We start from the raw sequence: 16,997 nt of genomic DNA, 5'->3' as shown, positions 1-16,997 counted from the left end.
CAGCACGACGAAGCAGCCGGCAGCGTGATTACCGGCCGCGAAGTCAGAACGGCCTCCGGCGGCGACACCCGCATCCGCGGCAGCCAAGTCATCAGCGACGGGCAGACCCTGATTGCCGCCCAAGGCGGAGTACGCATCGACGCCGCAGACAACCGCTACCAGGATTGGGAAAACCACGAGCGCAAAAAGTCCGGTTTGATGGGCAGTGGCGGTATCGGTTTCTTTATCGGCAACAAAACCCAAGCCCAAGAAAGCGACGGCACCGCCGTTTCCGCCAGCGGCAGCACCGTAGGCAGCCTGAAAGGCGATACGCTGATAGCCGCAAAACGTTACAGCCAAACCGGTTCTATCGTTTCATCGCCCGAAGGCAACGTACTGGTTGAAGCCGAAAAGATCGATATTCAGGCTGCCGACGAGCGCTACCGGCAAACCCAACGCAGCCGCTTTGAACAAAAAGGGCTGACCGTTGCCGTCAATATTCCCGTAGTCGATGCCGCCATCGGTTTGACCAATGCCGCCAAATCCGCCAAACAGATACACGGCAGCAACAGCCGGGTGAACCTGATGGCCGCCGCCAATGCCGCACGGCAGGGTTTTAACGCCGGCAAGACACTTGCCTCCGTTGCCCAAAACCCCCAAAGCGCCAGCCAAGGCATCAGCGTCTCGATAACCTACGGCGAGCAGAAAAACACCAGCGAAACCCAAACCGCCGGCAACCGCGCCCAAGCAGCCCGCATGGAAGCCGGCAAAGCCGTGATACTCAAAGCACACGGTGCTGGCAAAGATTCCGACATCCTTATCCGCGGCGCCGATATCGGCGGCCAACAGGCCACCTATCTGAGCGCAGAAAACCGCGTCGATATCCGTTCTGCCGAGCAGCAGCACCAAGAGCGCAGCAAAAACCGCCAAAGCGGTTGGAATGCCGGTGTTGCCCTTGCTTTCAATAACGGCGTCAGCCTCGGCTTTACCGCCGGCGGCAACTACGGCAAAGGCTACGGCAACGGCGACGAAAGCACCCACCTGCACAGCCATATCGGCAGCCGCAGCGGCCAGACCTTTGTGCACAGCGGCGGCGACACCACCCTGAAGGGCGCGCAGCTGATCGGCAAAGGCGTACAGCTTGATGCCGCCAACCTCAATATCGAAAGCGTGCAGGACACCGCCACTTTCCGCGGCAAACAGGAAAACATGTCCGCGCAGATCACCGTAGGCTACGGCTTTAGCGCCGGCGGCGGCTACAGCCGCAGCAAGAGCAGCGCCGACCATGCCAGCGTAGGTGAGCAGAGCGGTATTTTTGCTGGGGAAGACGGATATCAGGTCAACGTTAAAGGCCATACCGATCTCAAAGGCGCTTTGCTTACTTCTGCGGCAGAGGCCGAAGCACAAGGAAAAAACAGCTTCCGCACCGCCACCCTCAGCCACAGCTACATTGCCAACCACAGCAGCTACAGCGGAAGCAGTCTGGGTGTGGACGGTAGCGTATCTGTAAGCGGAGAGCAGCTGGGACAGGAAAAACGGGACTGGTTAAGCAACGTTGCCGAGCAAAACACCGTGGGCAAAGCCATTGGCTACGGCAAAGTGAAAGACAACCGTAACAGCATTACCCATAGCGGTATCAATACCCGCAACTTGGTGATTACTGATGATGCCGGCCAGCAGAAAGCCACCGGCATGAGTGCGGCGCAGACAGCGGCAAGACTGTATACGGATATCAACACCGACACCGCCGAAGCTGCTTCAGGCAGCCTGAAAAACCAGTTTGACAAAGAAGCAGTACAGGAAGAACTGGATAGGCAGCGCGAGGTTACCCAAGCATTCGCCCCCGTTGCCGCCCAAAGCGTCGCATGGACTGCAGACAAACTCGGCAATATCAAAAACTATGAGCACATCCGAATTGCCAAAGCATATTTGCAGGAGCAGTTACAGGATGCCCGCCAGCCCGATCAGATTACCCGGCTGCAACAACAAATTGCCCTTGCAGACCAATACCTGTTCGAACACCAAGCCGCATATGACACATGGAAAGAAGGCGGCATAGGCCGCGCCGTACTGCATGCGGGTGCAGGTGCACTTTTGACCGGTGACGTACAAGGCGCGGCAGGCGCAGGTGCGTCATCGCTGGCAGCCCCTTATTTGGAACGGATAGGCGGCAGAGAAGGCAGTGTAGGCAGAATGCTGACGGACACGGTAGGCGGAGCAGCGGTTGGCGCACTGGCGGGAGGCAGTACTGGAAGTGCGTTTGCCGGAGCAAATGCGGATTGGAACAACCGGCAGCTGCATGAAAGCGAGCTACGCCTAACGGAAGAAAAGGATATTGTTGAAAGTATCAAAAATCACATAAAGCATATAGAAAAAAAAGAACTTTCAGATGCAAAGGTTACCGAGCGTATTAGAAAACAAATATTACGTTGGGTTGATGAAAAATCCAATGATGGGCTCACGGATGAGACTATTATTTCTGCATTTGGCATATCATCTGCCACCCACCCCAATGGAAAGTTGAAATTAGGCAGTTCCGAATACTTTTGGGATTACCGAGACTATGCTGCACGCAATCCACAAGCATATAAAAACCATAACCTGTTTAGCCAATACAGCTCTTTAAAAGAACAGGAAAAACTAAAAAATTCCCATGAGGGAATATCTAACGAATATATCCATAAGCGCCAGAAAAAAAATGAGAATTTAGCTGCAAATCTTATTGATATATATGGTTCTTTTATAGATCCAAAAATACTGGCAAGACGACCTGGTTTAGGTGTGGGTCGAACATTGGTGAATGCAATCAACTCATTCAGCAAACCCACACTTACAAAAAGAGATCCGCTATTGGCTGGAGCTGGGGAAATAACTGTACCAATTGGCTCTCAAAACAGAATTCCATCGCATGTGATGGAATCGAGAGGGAATAATGGGGCAAGCAGTGCAGGTAATGGGGTTAATGGTAATGCTCGTCCTAATATTACTAATCAGACAGGTTCTAGCTCAGCAACAAAAATTAATCAGGTTTTTAATTCCATTAAGGACTCCCCTAAATACCCTAGTGGATTTCGCGAAACACAAAATGGCGTGCGAAAAGTTAATATAAATAATCAGGCTGTTCTTAACGAATTAAGAAATGTTCAAAGTGGAGAATGGAAAAAAGTGTATAGAGATGGATTTGATGCACAAGGAAATCGAATTTCTATCCACTATTTTCAACATACTAAAACCGGAAGAGTATTTGATGTTAAAGTAAAAAACTCATGGAGTAACTAAATGTTAAAAAATGAAGTAGTAGTAAAGAACAAACAGGATGCTGAGCTTTTTTTGAATATCTTAATAATAGGTATATTAACTGCTTTTTTTAATAGAAAAATTACATTGGATGATGGCTATAATTTGTTATTTAGGCCTGGAGTCATTGACTATTTAGAAAGCATGTCAATCAGCAAATCAATAATTGATATTTTATGGCTGTGTACAGAATTAGAAGATGTAGAAAGCCTTATTCCTGATAAATTAAATGATGAAATTATTAAATTAATTAATCAGTTAATTAAAAATCTGGATAATTTTAATGGAATTTCTGATCATATAAGGTTGTCTATTAAAATGGAATAGTAATATTTTATGTTTTGGAAAGCTGCTGTATCGCTACGGCCGGAACAACCCGTACCGCCTGTCTGTCGGCTCGCACAGCCGTGGCACCATGGTGGTTTACAATACGCTGCGCAAGCTCGATAGCAAGGAAAACGCCGGCATGCTGGCAGATGTCGATATGAAGATGGTCGGCCCCGCCACCCATGTGGCCAAAGCCGACGACCACCTGGCCAGGCTGCAAGGCTTTGCCCAACGGGGAGCAGACAATCGGGAGCGATCGATTGCCTTTGAAAACCACCCGGGAGATTTTGTAGGGAGAATCATCGGCTACAACCCGACCACCACCGAAACCAATACCCGACACAAATCACGGCTTCGCCATTGGGTAGATATATTCGGCTCCGGCAGCTCGCCGCACAACTGCCACGGTATCGGCAACAAACAATGCGTAAAAGACGGCTACCGCACGGAAGAAGATATCGGCGTGATGCCGAAAACCAAACGCATTTACGGCTACCCCCATTCGCAACCCACCGAACAGGAGAAATAACCATGATAAAAACCGTATTGGCCTTAAGCTTATCCGCCCTAGTGGCCGGCTGCACTTTTAAAGGATTCAAACTACCGCCCGATGCCTCCTTAAGTTGGAAATTGTGCAACGAAAGAACCATCTATCCGGCAATTCATACTCCGCCCACGGCCAGTGATGAAGAGCAGCGGGAAATGCTGAAGCAAATGGGGCTAAGGGATAAAAGGAAACGCGATGACATGCGTTCCTGCGGCTACAATCCTATTGCCGGCGGCGACCAGGAAGCCGATGCCTGCGTGCGCAAAAAGGGTTGGTACCGCTCACGCATGGATATCTATCCCGAAAACAAAATCTACGAGCAATGCCAGCATGAGTAGGCTTGTTCTCCGGCTTTCAGGCTGCCTGCAAAGGCAGCCTGAAAGCCTAACGGGCATGAACAAAACCACCGTACCAATCCCAATCATCCCCAATCAGGAGACCCCAAATGAACAAACTGATACCGTCCCTTATGCTCTGCATCCTGCTTTCAGGCTGCCTGAACATCGGCAGCGGCTTTCGTGTGCCGCCCGATGCGTCGGGCTAGTGGGAGCTGTGTAATAAAGAAAAGCTGTATCCTGCCATAGGCACCCTACCGGATGCTCCTGAAGAACAACAAGCTGAAATGATCCGGCAGATGAATGTGTACGGTCAGCGCAAGCTCGACGATATGTTTTCCTGCGGCTATGACCCGATTGGCGGCGGAGACAGTGAGCAAGATGCCTGCGTGCGCAAGAAAGGCTGGTACCGTTCGGGCAAAGATATCTATCCCGAAAACAAAATCTACGAGCAATGCCAGCACGACTAGGCTGCTTTCCGCATTTCAGGCTGCCTGCAAAGGCAGCCTGAAATGCGGGATATCGGCCGAAAACAATGCGTAAAAGACGGCTATCGTACAGAAGAAGATGTCGGCATCATGCCGAAAACCAAACGTATTTACGGCTACCCCCATTCGCAACCCACCGAACAGGAGAAACAACCATGATAAAAACCGTATTGGCCTTAAGCTTATCCGCCCTAGTGGCCGGCTGCACTTTTAAAGGGTTCAAACTGCCGCCCGATGCCTCCTTAAGTTGGAAATTGTGCAACGAAAGGAAAATTTATCCTGACATTCATATCCCCCCAGGTGAGAGCATAGAAAGGCAGCGGGAAATGTTAAGGCAAATGGGGCTAAGGGATAAAAGGAAACGCAATGACATGCGTTCCTGCGGCTACGATCCCATCGGCGGCGGCGACCAGGAAGCCGATGCCTGTGTGCGCAAAAAGGGTTGGTACCGCTCACGCATGGATATCTATCCCGAAAACAAAATCTACGAGCAATGCCAGCACGATTAGCCCAGCTGTACCGCTTTCAGGCTGCCTTAACCGGCAGCCTGAAAGCCTAACGGGCATGAACAAAACCACCGTACCAATCCCAACCATCCCCAATCAGGAGATTCCGAATGAACAAACCGATACTGCCCCTTATGCTCTGCCTGCTGCTTTCAGGCTGCCTGAATATCGGCAGCGGCTTCCGCGTGCCGCCCGATGCGTCGGGCTGGTGGGAGCTGTGCAACGAAGACAAAATTTATCCTGCTAAAAAAACTCCACCGGAAGCCAGCAGAGCTGAGCGTGATGAAATGCTGCGGCAGATGAATTTGTACGGTCAGCGCCAGCTCGACGATATGTTTTCCTGCGGCTATGACCCGATTGGCGGCGGAGACAGTGAGCAAGATGCCTGCGTGCGCAAGAAAGGCTGGTATCCAACCGGACACGATACCTATCCCCAAAACAAAATCTACGAGCAATGCCGGCACGATTAGGCTTGTTCTCCGTATTTCAGGCTGCCTGCAAAGGCAGCCTGAAAACCCCGCAGGCCGGATATGGGTATCCGGTTTTCCGATGGGTTTTCAGGCTGCCGATGGTTTGCGCGGTGCGGGCAGCATGACGAATATCGTCATTTTCTGCCGTTGGGCGTTTTGGAGCAGGCATAAGAAAAAAGCTCAAACGGAAGTTTGAGCTTTTGAAACTTTGGTGGGTCGTGAGCGATTCGAACGCTCGACCAACGGATTAAAAGTCCGCTGCTCTACCAGCTGAGCTAACGACCCAAAGAAAACGAGATTATAGTTAGGCAGACGCTGTGCTGTCAATGCTTGGCGCGGGTTTTTGTCTGCTTTTTTAACACCGGTTTGAAAAATATTGGATTTATTTTCCGTGCGGTGGCCAGCTGCGGCCGGCGGGGCTTATTTTTGCTTTTTGGCGGCGGCTTTTTCGGCGGCTTTTATCGCGGCGTCGATGCGGGATTGGATGTGGCTTTCGAGAAATTCGCGTTTTTCCCAAAAGAAGGCGGCGAATTTTTCCAAGCTGTACATTTTGCGCACCAAAATCGGGAAGCCGGCATGCAAAACGGCGGCCAGCGCTTTGTTTTCGGTTTCGTCGGCCATGGCGGCGGCAAGGGTCAGGCCGCGTTCGGCCAAGTGGTTTTGCAGCTGTTTGGCGGTGTGGTTGTTGATTTCAAACTGTTTGATCATGGTGTCGTCCTTATTCGGGTTTGCGGATGGCGGATGCGCCTAATTACAGCCATTGTTGTGCCAACCTTCAGGCTGCCTTGGCATGCAGGCAGCCTGAAAGCGTCAGCTGATGCCGTAGGATTTGAGCAGGGCGCCGATTTCGGGGTTGCGGCCGCGGAAGTGCCGGTACATTTGGGCGACATTGCGCGAGCCGCCTTGCGAGAGGAAGTTTTTCAGGAAGTGTTCGCCGGCCTGGCGGTTGAGTACGCCGTGTTCTTCAAAATAAGAGTAGCCGTCGGCCGCCAGCACCTCCGCCCACAGATAGCTGTAATAGCCTGCGGCGTAGCCGCCGTTGAAAATGTGGCTGAAGGAGTGGGTGCGGCGTACCCAGTCCGGTTCGGGCAGCGGCGAGCCGGTTTGGACTTCGCGGCGGATTTTGTCGATCAGGCCGGCCTGGCCGCGGTATTCGTGGTAGAGGCGGAAGTCGGTCAGCGCCAGTTCGAGCTGACGGCTGAGGGTGCGGGCGGCGAGGTAGTGTTTGGCGGCGATCAGGCCGTCGATCAGTTTGGCAGGCAGCGCTTCGCCGCTTTGGTAGTGGCCGGATACCAGCGGCAGCACTTCTTTGTTCCACATCCAGTTTTCCAGCATCTGGCTGGGGAATTCGACGGCATCCCACGGCACGCCGTTGATGCCGGATACGGCGGCCACGTCGATCACGCTGAGCATCTGGTGCAGGCCGTGGCCGAATTCGTGGAACAGGGTAACGGCTTCGTCGTGCAGCAGCAGGTCGGTATCGCCGGCGGACTTGCCAAAATTGCAGACGATAAAGGACACCGGTTTTTTCAGGCTGCCGTCGGCCTGTTTGTAGCGGCTCTGCCAGCCGAACTGCCAGGCGCCGCCGCGTTTGTTTTCGCGGGCGAACAGGTCGAGGTAGAACGAGGCGGTGTGGCGCTTGTTTTCGTCGTAAATCTCAAAAAAGCGCACTTCGGGATGCCAAACCGGCACGCCTTTTTTCTCGCGCACGCTGATGCCGTACAGGCGTTGGGCGACGGCAAACAGGCCGGAGAGCACTTTTTCCAGCGGGAAATACGGGCGCAGGCTTTCTTTATCGACGGCGTAGCGCTCGGTTTTCTGTTTTTCGGCGTAATAGGCCACGTCCCACGGTTCGAGCTTTTGCAGGCCGTCTGTTTCGCGCGCGTAGCGGCGCAGCTCGTCGGTTTCCTTGAGCAGCTGTTTGTGGCTTTGCTGCTTTAAGCCGTTGAGAAAGCCCAAAACCTGCTGCGGCGTTTCGGCCATGCGGGTGGCGAGCGCGTATTCGGCGTAGCTGCGGTAGCCCAGCAGCCGCGCTTTTTGCAGCCGCAGCTTGAGAATTTCGTTGATCACCGGCGTGTTGTCCCATTTGCCGCCAGCAGCGCGGCGGGCGTAGGCGCGGTAGAACTCGGCGCGCAGGCTGCGGTTGCGGCAGTAGGTCATGATGGCGGCGTAGGGGGCGTAGTCCAGCGTGAAGCGGTAGCCGCTTTGCTCCTTGCTTTTGGCCGATTCGGCGGCAGCGGCGAGTGCATGCTCGGGCAGGCCGTCCACATCGGCTTTGTCGCTGATGGTTTTTTCCCAGTGCTTGACCGAATCGAGCACGTTGTTGCCGAACTTCGTCTGCAACTCGCTCAGGCGGCGGCTGATGTCGGCAAACTGTTTTTTCTTCGCCGTCGGCAGGGCGACGCCGGAGAGTTTGAAATCGCGCAGCGCGTGTTCGATAGCCGCTTTTTGCGCGTCGGAATAGCGGGTAAATTCCGGCTGGGTACGCAATTTTTCAAAGGCGCGGTACAGCCCCTGGTGCTGGCCGTACCACGAGCCGTATTCGCTGAGTTTGCCTTCGGCGCTTTCGTAGGCTTTGCGCAGTTCGTCGGAGCTGGCCATACTGTTGAGATGGTCGGCGATGCCCCATGCGTAATCCAGTTTGGCGCCGATGTCCTGCAGGGGCAGGTAGAAGTTTTCCCACGAGATTTCAGGCTGCCTGCTGACTGCTTCCACCGTTTCGCGGCTTTTTTGCAGCAGAAAATCCACCGCCGGCACGATGTGTTCGGGGCGGATGGCGGCAAAATCGGGCAGTTTGTCGAAAGTGAGCAGCGGGTTGTTTTGCAGCTCGGCGGGCAGCTTTAAAGCGTCGGATGCGGCGAACAGGCGGGTCGGCAGCAGAGCGGCGGCCGCGCCGAACAGACCCAGTTGGAGAAAACAGCGTCTTTGCATGGGGATTTCCTTTGTTTGAGGCAGCCTGAAAAGGTTTCGGCTTCGCAATTCCACTTCGCTTTCAGGCTGCCTGATGTTGTTGTTGGGGTTTAGCGGATGATGCCGCGCTGCGAGGCGGCAAGAAAGCGGTGCAGCACCGCCAATTCGGGGGTGTTTTCGGCGGCGGCGGCGATTTGCGCTTTGGCTTCGTCCAGCGGCAGGCCGTCGCGGTAGAGCAGGCGGTAGGCGTCTTTCACGCGGGCGATTTGTTCGGCGCTAAAGCCGTTGCGGCGCATGCCTTCGCTGTTGAGCCCAGCCGGTTCGGCGCGGTAGCCGGCGGCCATAAAGTAGGGCGGCACGTCTTTGTGCACGCCGGCGGCGAAGGCGGTCATCGCGTAATCGCCGATGCGGCAAAACTGGAAAACCAGCGTGTAGCCGCCGAGCACGGCGTAGTCGCCGATTTCTACATGGCCGGCCAGGCTGGCGTTGTTGGCGAAGATGGTGTGGCTGCCGACCACGCAGTCGTGGGCAAGGTGGCAGTAGGCCATAATCCAGTTATCGTCGCCGATGCGGGTTTCGCCGATGCCGGTTACGGTGCCGAGATTGAAGGTGGTGAATTCGCGGATGGTGTTGCCCTTGCCGATAATCAGGCGGGTGGGCTCGCCTTTGTATTTTTTGTCCTGCGGCTCGGCGCCGAGGCTGGCGAATTGGAAAATGCGGTTGTTTTCGCCGATTTCGGTGTGGCCTTCGATGGAAACGTGGTGGGCGATTTCGCTGCCCGCGCCGATTTTCACGTGCGGCCCGATAACGGTGTAGGCGCCGACTTTGACGCTGGAATCCAGCTCGGCTTTGGGGTCGATAAGGGCGGTGGGGTGGATCAGGGTCATGGTTTTCCTTTCAGGCTGCCCAAAGAGCATCGGGCGGCGGCGGCTTTCAGGCTGCTTTTGCCGTGTTCGGCGCGCAGGCAGCCTGAAAAGCCGGCCAGCCTTAAATCGCGGTGGCCGCTTTCTGGCAGAACTCGGTGTTTACCGGCGATACGTCGCGCGGGGCGGCGGGGTTTTCCGGTTTGCCGGCCAGCGCTTCGGGCATTTGCGCCAGTTGCAGCACGGTGAAAGTGCAGTCGGTGAAATGGGCTTCGTAGTCGCGGCCGGCTTCGGGGGTGAAGCTGAGGGCGACGCGGCAGGCGCCGCCGTGGCTGCCCATGCTGCGGTCGGCGGGAAGCTGGTAGGAGAAGGAGCCGTCGAGCACCAGCGGTTTGCCGGCGGGAACGATAAATTCGCGGTAGGAGGCGCGGCTCATAATGCCGGTGTCGTGGTCGGCGGCCAGACTCAGGCGGCTGGCGGGCATGCCGATGCTCAGGTTGCGTACGCGGCGCGGCAGGCCGTTGATAAAGCGGGTGTGGGCGCGGGCGCCGGCTTTGGCGCGCCACTGCTCGCAGCTTTGGCCGCGGTAGGGGCGGATAAGCTGTCGGCCGGAAACGCCGTAAAGACGGATGCGCGCCTGGGTGTCGGGCTGGTAGGCGGCTTGGCGGCTGACGGTTTCGGATTTTTTAGCGGCACCGCAGCCTGAAAGGACAGCGGCGGCAGTGAGTGCGAGTACGCAGGGCAGAAGTTTCATGGTGGTTTCCCGTTCTGAAAACGAAATGGCGGCGGGATGGTTTTCAGGCTGCTTTTGCCGTGTTCGGCGGGCAGGCAGCCTGAAAAGCCGGCCGGCGGCTTATTCGGCGGCTTTGGCCTGGCGCTGGGCGCACATGATGGTGGCTTCGCAGGCGAGCTCGCCATTCACTTTGGCGGTGGCGTGGAATTTGCCGATGCCGCGCCGGTGGGCGAGCAGATCGACTTCAAAGTCCAGCCGGTCGCCGGGGATGACCTGGCGTTTGAAGCGCACGTCGTCCAGGCCGGCAAACAGGGTGATTTCGCCTTCGTTGCGTTTGGTGTTGCCTTGGCTCAAAACGGCGAGCACGCCGCAGGCCTGCGCCATCGCTTCGACAATCAGTACGCCGGGCATGACCGGCGATTCGGGGAAGTGGCCTTGGAAAAACTGCTCGTTGAAGCTGATGTTTTTAAAGGCGTTCAGCGACTTGCCCGGCTCGGCGGCGGTGACGCGGTCGAGCAGCAAAAAGGGAAAGCGGTGCGGCAGGAGTTCCTGAATCTCGCGGGCTTCAATGGGGAATTTGATGGTCATGGGGGATTTCCTTAAGGGGTAAACGGGGTAGGCAGCCTGAAAAGGGGAAACGGTTTTTCAGGCTGCCTATGTTAGGACTGTGCCGAAAGCGCGGCGATTTGCTGTTCCAATTCTTTAAGCTTTTTGCTCATTTCGCTCAAACGGCGCACGTGTACGGCATTGCGCGCCCATTCTTTGTGGGTCTGCATCGGGAAAATGCCGGCCATGTGCAGGCCGCTTTCGCTGATGCTGTGAGTAACCGACGTGCCGCCGCCGATGGTGGTTTTATCGGCGATTTCGATGTGGCCGACGATGCCGACGCCGCCGCCGATCACGCAGTAGCTGCCGACGGTAACGCTGCCGGAAATACCGGTTTTGGCGGCAATCACGGTGTGCTCGCCGATATGGCAGTTGTGACCGATCTGCACCTGGTTGTCGATTTTGGTGCCGCGGCCGACGGTGGTGTCGCTCATCGCGCCGCGGTCGATATTGGTGTTGGAGCCGATTTCCACGTCGTCGCCTAGCGTAACCGCACCGGTTTGCGGGATTTTGAACCAGGAATCGCCGGCAAAGGCCAGGCCGAAGCCGTCGGCGCCGATCACCGCGCCGCTGTGGATTTCCACCCGCGCGCCCAGCGTGCAGCCGTAATAAACCACGGCATTGGGGTGCAGCACGGTGTCGTCGCCGAGCGTGCAGCCGTGTTCGACCACCGCGCCGGCCAGGATGCGGCAGCGCTCGCCGAGCACGGTATCGGCGCCGATATAGGTATGGGCGCCGATTTCGCAAGAGGCGGGCACGGTGGCGGTGGGTTCGATCACGGCGGTGGGATGCACGCCGGCGCGGGCAGCTTGAACGGGATGGAACAGCCGCGCCACCTGCGCGAAGTAGAGATAGGGGTCGCGGGCGACAATCAGGTTGCGGCCGGCAAAGCCGTCGGCGGCGTTTTCGCCGACAATCACCGCGCCGGCGGCGCTGGCTTCGACTTCGTGGCGGTATTTGGGATTGGCGAGAAAGGTAATCTCGTCCGCACCGGCACGGGCGGCAGGGGCGACGGCGGTAACGGCGATGTCGGCGCCGCGCACTTCGCCGCCGAGCTTGGCGGCGATTTGGGAAAGGGTGTAGGCGGTCATGGAAACGGCTCCGGTTGGCTTTCAGGCTGCTTTTGGGCTGGTTCAGGCAGCCTGAAAACGGGAAACGGTGTTCGCGGGCAGCCTATGGTTTCAGGCTGCTTTGGGCAGGTGCTTGGTGCGCGGTGCGCACCCTACGGGCTTCGCAACTACGCTATGCAGGCTGCTTCGGATTCGCTTGTTTTCAGGCTGCCTGTGCGCGGGAGGCGGACACAGTTCAGGCAGCCTGAAAAGCAGAAGCGGTTTTCAGGCTGCCTGGGCGGGGTTTACTGCATTTCCGCGTCGAGCAGCTTGATGACGCGGTCGGTAATGTCGAACTCGCCGCGGATAAAGATCACTTCGGAGAGCATGGCATCGTAGTGCTCGGTTTCGATGATGTTGAAGATGATTTCGTTGGCCTTGCGCTGCAGGGCGGCGAATTCTTCGTTGCGGCGCAGGTTGTACTCTTCGGTCAGCTCGGCAGATGCGGCGCGGTACTGGCGGCCGGTTTCCACCAGCTGGCTTTCCAGCTTGCGGGCTTCGGCTTTGCTCAGCTTGCCCGATGCCAGCCGTTTTTGCAGGCGCATGCCTTTTTCCTGCAGGGCGGCGAGCTTTTTCTGCTGCGGGCTGAACTCGCGCTGCAGGCCGGTTTCGATTTTTTTGGCGGTTTGCGATTCGCTGTAGAGCCGGGTGGCGTTGACGTAGCCGACTTTTTTGAAATCGGCGTGCGCGCTGCCGATCAGGCCGCCGGCGGCCAGCGCCGCCAGCAGCAGTCTGCCCAAACGGGTGGTCTGCATAAAAACTCCTAGGTTAGAACACGGTTCCGAGTTGGAACTGGAAGCGCTGCACCTGGTCGGTGGATTTTTTCTTCAGCGGGTAGGCGTAGCTCAGTTTGATCGGGCCCATCGGCGAAATCCAGGTTAGGGCGGCGCCGACGGAGTAGCGCAGCTCTTCTTTGAAGCTGGATTTGTGGTTGGTGTTGCCGTAGTAACCGCCGGCGCCGTAGGGTGTGGACGGGGTGTAAACGCCCGGGGTGTAGGTTTTGCCGTCCCATACGCTGCCGGCATCGGCAAACAGGCTCAGGCGGACGCTGCGGCTGTTTTTCACGCCCGGGAAGGGGAACAGCAGTTCGGCGTTGGCATTGACGGCGTAGGAGCCGCCGTAGCTTTCGATGCTGCGGTTGCCGTTGACGTCGAAGTCGTACACTTTCGGGCCGAGCGAGCCGTTTTCAAAGCCGCGCACGCTGCCTAGGCCGCCGCCGGTCTGGTTGAACATAAACGGCACTGCTTTGGTTTTGCCGTAGTGGCCGCTGTAGCCGAGCTGGCCGTTGAGCATCAGCGTGAAGCTGTCGCTCAGCGGGAAGTACCAGGTTTGCTGGTGGCCGAACTGGTAGTACTGCAGGCCGCTGCCGGGCAGGGCGACTTCGCCGGTTATGTTGGCCTGGTAGCCTTTGGTCGGCCAGTAGGCATCGTCGGTGGTGTTGCGGTACCAGCTGATCAGACCTTTGTAAATCCAGTTGTTTTTGCCGTGCTGATCGACAAAGCGCTGGTAGCGGTAGGGCGAGTTGTTGAAGAGTTTGACGCCCATGTGCTCGACGCCCAAACCGACGTTGAGGCGGTCGTATTCGGTAATCGGGATGCCCATGGTGGCGCTGGCGCCGTAGCGGGTCATGCGGTAGCTGCGGGCGCTGTATTGCAGCTTGGAAGCGTCGTAGTTGGAGCCGAACAGGCTGTAGGTCATGCTCACGCCGTCGGGGGTGAAGTAGGGCTCGGTGAACGACAGGTTGGCGCTTTGGCGCACTTTACTGCGCGAAACGCCGGCAGACAGTGATTTGCCAGTGCCAAACAGATTATCCTGTGCCACGCTAGCGGAAATCACGAAGCCGTCGTCCTGCGACCAGCCGGCCGAGGCGTTCAGGCTGCCGGTGGAGCGTTCGGTAACTTTTACGTTCAAATCGGCCTGCTGCTCGTTTTCCGGCACGCTGCGGGCACTGATTTCGACGTCTTCAAAATAGCCGAGCTGGCGCAGGCGCTCGGAGGAGCGGTTGATTTTCGACTGGTCGTAAGTTGCGCCTTCCATTTGGCGCAGCTCGCGGCGCACCACTTCGTCGCGGGTTTTGGTGTTGCCGGTGATGTGGATTTCGCGGATGGCGACTAGATTGCCCGGATTCAGGCGCACGGTGATATCGACATAGTCTTTGCCGCCTTCGCTGCGGCGCTCGGCTTCGGCATCAACCTGGGCGCGGGCGTAGCCGGCGGACTGCAAATCGGTGCGGATGGCGGCCAGCGCGCTTTGCAACTGGTCGTAATTGCTCAGCTTGCCGGTTTTGAATTTTTCCAGGTGTTTTTGCAGTTTTTCCGGCGGCACTTCTTTGCTGTCGCCGGCGATTTTCAGGCTGCCCCAGTAGTAGGGTTGGCCTTCGTACACTTTGATGGTCAGGGTTTCGCGTTTTTTGTCTTCGCTGAGCTGGCGGCTGACGTCTTCATAGTCCACGCGGAAATCGAAGAAGCCTTTTTTGTGGTAGAAGCGCTCGAGGCGTTCTTTGTCGCGGTTGAATTTTTCCCACGAAAACACGTTGCTTTTGGTCAGCCACGACAAAATCGTGCCGTCGGTCAGGCCGATTTGGCGCAGCAGGCGGCGGTCGGAGAAGTGAGTGTTGCCTTCAAAGTCGATTTTTTTGACGCGGGTGGTGTCGCCTTCTTCGATATTGATGGTGATGGCGACGCGGTTGCGCGCCAATTCCTGCACTTCGGGCGTGATTTTGACGTTGTTTTTACCCTGTTCCTTATAGGCGCCGTCCAGCGCGCGCAGGGCGCGGATCAGGGCTTCCTGGCTGAAGAAGTCGCCTTTGGCCAGGCCGGTGGAAGCCAGCGCCTGCAGGTTTTTGCTGCTGTCGCTCTGGTTGAAGCGCTCCTGCTTTTGCTCGTAGCTTTCTTTGGCATCGACCAGCTCGCTGTCCTGGCCGCTGTTGGAGCCGCGCACGCCGGCGAACTGTTTGAGAATGGCGTCGTTGGGCAGCACTTTGGCGCCCTTAACGTTGATCGAGCTGATAATCGGCCGCTCTTTAACGGTGATGATCAGCATGTCGCCGTTTTGTTCCAGCAGCACGTTTTCGTAAAAACCGCTGGCGTGCAGGCGGCGGATGATGTCTTCGCCGGTCTGTTCGGTGTAGGTGTCGCCCACTTTTACCGGCAGCAGCGAGCGCACGGTGGCTTCGGAGGTATGCTGTTCGCCTTCGATGCGAAATCCCGAAATGCGGAAGTCCGCCCAAGCGGGCAGCGCCAGCCCAAGTGCCAGCAGGGTTGCGGTAATTTTGTTGAGTCTCATCTTACTATCCAAATAATCGGGTGATGTCGTTGAAAAAAGCCAGCACCATCATCGCCAGCATCACGGCCAGACCGAAGCGCAGCCCCCAGTTTTGGACGCGCTCGCTCAGCGGCCTGCCGCGTAAAAGTTCGGCAGTATAGTAAACCAGATGGCCGCCGTCCAATACCGGCACCGGCAGCAGGTTCATCACGCCCAGGCTGATGCTGACGACGGCGAGGAATTCCAGATAGGCCTGCCAGCCGATTTTGGCGGTCTGGCCGGCAACGTCGGCGATGGTTACCGGGCCGGAAATGTGGCTGATCGAAGCCTGGCCGGTAACCAGCCGGCCGAAGAACTGGAGCGTGAGCAGGCTGTATTTGGCGGTTTTCAGGCTGCCCTGCTTAAAGGCTTCGCCCCAGCCGATTTGCTGCTGCTGGCGCACTTTTGCCGTCCAGACGGCATCTTCGGCGGCGTCCAGGCCGACGCGGCCGATAATCTGGCTTTTGTCGGGCAACTCGTGGCTGGCCGGACGCAGTACCGCGTGCAGGGTTTGGCCGCCGCGCTGATAGTCGATATTCAGGTTGCGGCCGGCGTTTTCACGCACGATGCGGCTCCAGTCTTCCCAATGCGGCGTCGGCACGCCGTCCACCGCCACGATGCGGTCGCCTTCTTTCAGACCGGCCTGCGCGGCGGGGCCGCCGGCTTCAACATAGCCGATGCTCTCCAGCGAACGGAAGGGCGACAGGCCGATGCCAGTCTGCCGTTTGGCTACCGCAGTGGCCTGCGGCGTGCCGGCGGCATCGATTACGCGTTCGGTGCGCTTGCCGTCGGCAGTTTCCACCGCCACCCGCACCGGGCCGCTGTCCAAATTCAGCACCATGTGGATATTGGCATCGGCAAAATCGGCCACGGTTTCGCCGTTTACCGTCAGGATACGGTCGCCGCTCTGAAAGCCGGCGCCGGCGGCCACCGAAGGCTGGCTTACGGTGCCGACATAGGGCTGCACCACGGTAATGCCGCCCAGGCCGAAACTTAAGGCGTAGAGCAGCACCGCCAGCGCCAGATTGGTCAGCGGGCCGGCGGCCACCACGGCGATGCGTTTGAGCGGGTGCTGTTTGTCAAAAGCGTAGGGCAGATCTTCCGGCGCGACTTCCCCTTCGCGGGTATCGACCATTTTCACATAGCCGCCCAGCGGAAACGGCGCCAGACACCATTCGATGTCGCGCCAGCGGCGGGTGAAAAACGGCTTGCCGAAGCCGACGGAAAAGCGCTTGACTTTGATGCCGCACCAGCGCGCCACCAGCAGGTGTCCGAGCTCGTGCAGGCTGACGAGAAGCAGGATGGCAAACAGAAACGCTGCCAGAGTTTGGAGAAAGGACAAATCGTTTCCTTAATTTAAGGATGAAAGGCGGTTTTCGCTTTGCAGAAGCCCGTGAATTCGTTTTCAGGCTGCTTTTTGCGTTTGAGGCAGCCTGAAAGAAAGCGCGCGCCAAGGCTGAAAAGGCCGCAAGCATAGCATTTCAGGCTGCTTTTGGCTATCGGGCGGGCAGGGCGCGGCGGTGG

The 16,997-nt window shown here is 57.2% G+C and carries 16 protein-coding genes and 1 tRNA gene; 7 read left to right on the top strand and 10 right to left on the bottom strand.

All coding sequences use genetic code 11. The features are described 5' to 3' along the window. The first annotated feature begins 24 nt into the window (after positions 1 to 24). From OP500_RS09195 to OP500_RS09165, 7 genes are all read left to right on the top strand, one after another. Entirely contained in the window at positions 25 to 3,258 is a 3,234-nt protein-coding gene (locus OP500_RS09195; RefSeq protein WP_274070762.1) for a hemagglutinin repeat-containing protein, read from the top strand. Further along, a complete protein-coding gene (locus OP500_RS09190) occupies positions 3,259 to 3,603 on the top strand; it encodes a DUF3969 family protein (RefSeq protein WP_238746483.1) in 345 nt (114 codons plus the stop codon). 88 nt (positions 3,604 to 3,691) lie between these two features. Next, on the top strand, positions 3,692 to 4,132 hold the full coding sequence (locus tag OP500_RS09185; protein ID WP_238746481.1) for a hypothetical protein: 441 nt from the start codon (positions 3,692 to 3,694) through the stop codon (positions 4,130 to 4,132). Between the two features lie 2 nt (positions 4,133 to 4,134). Continuing rightward, on the top strand, positions 4,135 to 4,488 hold the full coding sequence (locus OP500_RS09180) for a hypothetical protein (RefSeq protein WP_274070761.1): 354 nt from the start codon (positions 4,135 to 4,137) through the stop codon (positions 4,486 to 4,488). A gap of 284 nt (positions 4,489 to 4,772) precedes the next feature. Then, on the top strand, positions 4,773 to 4,955 hold the full coding sequence (locus OP500_RS09175; protein ID WP_274070760.1) for a hypothetical protein: 183 nt from the start codon (positions 4,773 to 4,775) through the stop codon (positions 4,953 to 4,955). A 389-nt stretch (positions 4,956 to 5,344) separates the two neighbouring features. After that, positions 5,345 to 5,482, top strand: coding sequence for a hypothetical protein (locus OP500_RS09170; RefSeq protein ID WP_274070759.1), 138 nt, complete (start codon positions 5,345 to 5,347; stop codon positions 5,480 to 5,482). Positions 5,483 to 5,589: 107 nt separating this feature from the next. Continuing rightward, the gene (locus tag OP500_RS09165) at positions 5,590 to 5,949 is read left to right on the top strand and encodes a hypothetical protein (RefSeq protein WP_274070758.1); all 360 of its coding nucleotides are present in this window, start codon (positions 5,590 to 5,592) and stop codon (positions 5,947 to 5,949) included. Positions 5,950 to 6,158: 209 nt separating this feature from the next. Here OP500_RS09165 and OP500_RS09160 read toward each other — a convergent pair. The 10 genes from OP500_RS09160 to rseP form a co-directional block, all read right to left on the bottom strand. Next, a tRNA-Lys gene (locus tag OP500_RS09160) sits at positions 6,159 to 6,234 on the bottom strand. Positions 6,235 to 6,369: 135 nt separating this feature from the next. Then, a complete protein-coding gene (locus tag OP500_RS09155; RefSeq protein WP_238746473.1) occupies positions 6,370 to 6,657 on the bottom strand; it encodes a hypothetical protein in 288 nt (95 codons plus the stop codon). A gap of 102 nt (positions 6,658 to 6,759) precedes the next feature. Then, positions 6,760 to 8,880 (bottom strand): M3 family metallopeptidase, encoded by a 2,121-nt coding sequence (locus OP500_RS09150; RefSeq protein ID WP_238746471.1) that lies wholly within the window; start codon positions 8,878 to 8,880, stop codon positions 6,760 to 6,762. A gap of 89 nt (positions 8,881 to 8,969) precedes the next feature. Beyond that, positions 8,970 to 9,746 (bottom strand): acyl-ACP--UDP-N-acetylglucosamine O-acyltransferase, encoded by a 777-nt coding sequence (gene lpxA, locus OP500_RS09145; protein ID WP_238746469.1) that lies wholly within the window; start codon positions 9,744 to 9,746, stop codon positions 8,970 to 8,972. A 100-nt stretch (positions 9,747 to 9,846) separates the two neighbouring features. Beyond that, positions 9,847 to 10,476, bottom strand: coding sequence for a hypothetical protein (locus OP500_RS09140; RefSeq protein WP_238746467.1), 630 nt, complete (start codon positions 10,474 to 10,476; stop codon positions 9,847 to 9,849). A gap of 99 nt (positions 10,477 to 10,575) precedes the next feature. Then, positions 10,576 to 11,043 (bottom strand): 3-hydroxyacyl-ACP dehydratase FabZ, encoded by a 468-nt coding sequence (gene fabZ, locus OP500_RS09135; protein WP_274070757.1) that lies wholly within the window; start codon positions 11,041 to 11,043, stop codon positions 10,576 to 10,578. Positions 11,044 to 11,114: 71 nt separating this feature from the next. Beyond that, positions 11,115 to 12,152: a UDP-3-O-(3-hydroxymyristoyl)glucosamine N-acyltransferase gene (gene lpxD / locus OP500_RS09130; RefSeq protein WP_274070756.1), complete on the bottom strand. Its 1,038-nt coding sequence runs from the start codon at positions 12,150 to 12,152 to the stop codon at positions 11,115 to 11,117. Between the two features lie 263 nt (positions 12,153 to 12,415). Continuing rightward, entirely contained in the window at positions 12,416 to 12,925 is a 510-nt protein-coding gene (locus OP500_RS09125; RefSeq protein ID WP_238746463.1) for an OmpH family outer membrane protein, read from the bottom strand. Positions 12,926 to 12,938: 13 nt separating this feature from the next. Next, positions 12,939 to 15,455 carry an outer membrane protein assembly factor BamA gene (gene bamA / locus OP500_RS09120; RefSeq protein ID WP_274070755.1) on the bottom strand — a complete coding sequence of 839 codons (2,517 nt, stop codon included), beginning with the start codon at positions 15,453 to 15,455 and terminating at the stop codon, positions 12,939 to 12,941. Between the two features lie 4 nt (positions 15,456 to 15,459). Continuing rightward, positions 15,460 to 16,815: an RIP metalloprotease RseP gene (gene rseP / locus OP500_RS09115; protein WP_274070754.1), complete on the bottom strand. Its 1,356-nt coding sequence runs from the start codon at positions 16,813 to 16,815 to the stop codon at positions 15,460 to 15,462. Between the last annotated feature and the right edge of the window lie 182 nt (positions 16,816 to 16,997).

This window comes from Kingella sp. SNUBH-2017 (assembly GCF_028680565.1).
GTDB classification, from domain to species: Bacteria; Pseudomonadota; Gammaproteobacteria; order Burkholderiales; family Neisseriaceae; genus Kingella_D; species Kingella_D pumchi.
The sequence above is the reverse complement of the archived record's forward strand: the minus strand, read 5'-3'. Positions and strand labels throughout refer to the sequence as shown.

Excerpts from the sequence above, each read along its gene's own strand:
- OP500_RS09190 (WP_238746483.1), top strand. The coding sequence starts at position 3,259 with ATGTTAAAAAATGAAGTAGTAGTAAAGAACAAACAGGATGCTGAGCTT.
- OP500_RS09185 (WP_238746481.1), top strand. The coding sequence starts at position 3,692 with ATGGTGGTTTACAATACGCTGCGCAAGCTCGATAGCAAGGAAAACGCC.
- OP500_RS09180 (WP_274070761.1), top strand. The coding sequence starts at position 4,135 with ATGATAAAAACCGTATTGGCCTTAAGCTTATCCGCCCTAGTGGCCGGC.
- OP500_RS09175 (WP_274070760.1), top strand. The coding sequence starts at position 4,773 with ATGATCCGGCAGATGAATGTGTACGGTCAGCGCAAGCTCGACGATATG.
- OP500_RS09170 (WP_274070759.1), top strand. The coding sequence starts at position 5,345 with ATGCGTTCCTGCGGCTACGATCCCATCGGCGGCGGCGACCAGGAAGCC.
- OP500_RS09165 (WP_274070758.1), top strand. The coding sequence starts at position 5,590 with ATGAACAAACCGATACTGCCCCTTATGCTCTGCCTGCTGCTTTCAGGC.
- OP500_RS09155 (WP_238746473.1), bottom strand. The coding sequence starts at position 6,657 with ATGATCAAACAGTTTGAAATCAACAACCACACCGCCAAACAGCTGCAA.
- OP500_RS09150 (WP_238746471.1), bottom strand. The coding sequence starts at position 8,880 with ATGCAAAGACGCTGTTTTCTCCAACTGGGTCTGTTCGGCGCGGCCGCC.
- lpxA (WP_238746469.1), bottom strand. The coding sequence starts at position 9,746 with ATGACCCTGATCCACCCCACCGCCCTTATCGACCCCAAAGCCGAGCTG.
- OP500_RS09140 (WP_238746467.1), bottom strand. The coding sequence starts at position 10,476 with ATGAAACTTCTGCCCTGCGTACTCGCACTCACTGCCGCCGCTGTCCTT.
- fabZ (WP_274070757.1), bottom strand. The coding sequence starts at position 11,043 with ATGACCATCAAATTCCCCATTGAAGCCCGCGAGATTCAGGAACTCCTG.
- lpxD (WP_274070756.1), bottom strand. The coding sequence starts at position 12,152 with ATGACCGCCTACACCCTTTCCCAAATCGCCGCCAAGCTCGGCGGCGAA.
- OP500_RS09125 (WP_238746463.1), bottom strand. The coding sequence starts at position 12,925 with ATGCAGACCACCCGTTTGGGCAGACTGCTGCTGGCGGCGCTGGCCGCC.
- bamA (WP_274070755.1), bottom strand. The coding sequence starts at position 15,455 with ATGAGACTCAACAAAATTACCGCAACCCTGCTGGCACTTGGGCTGGCG.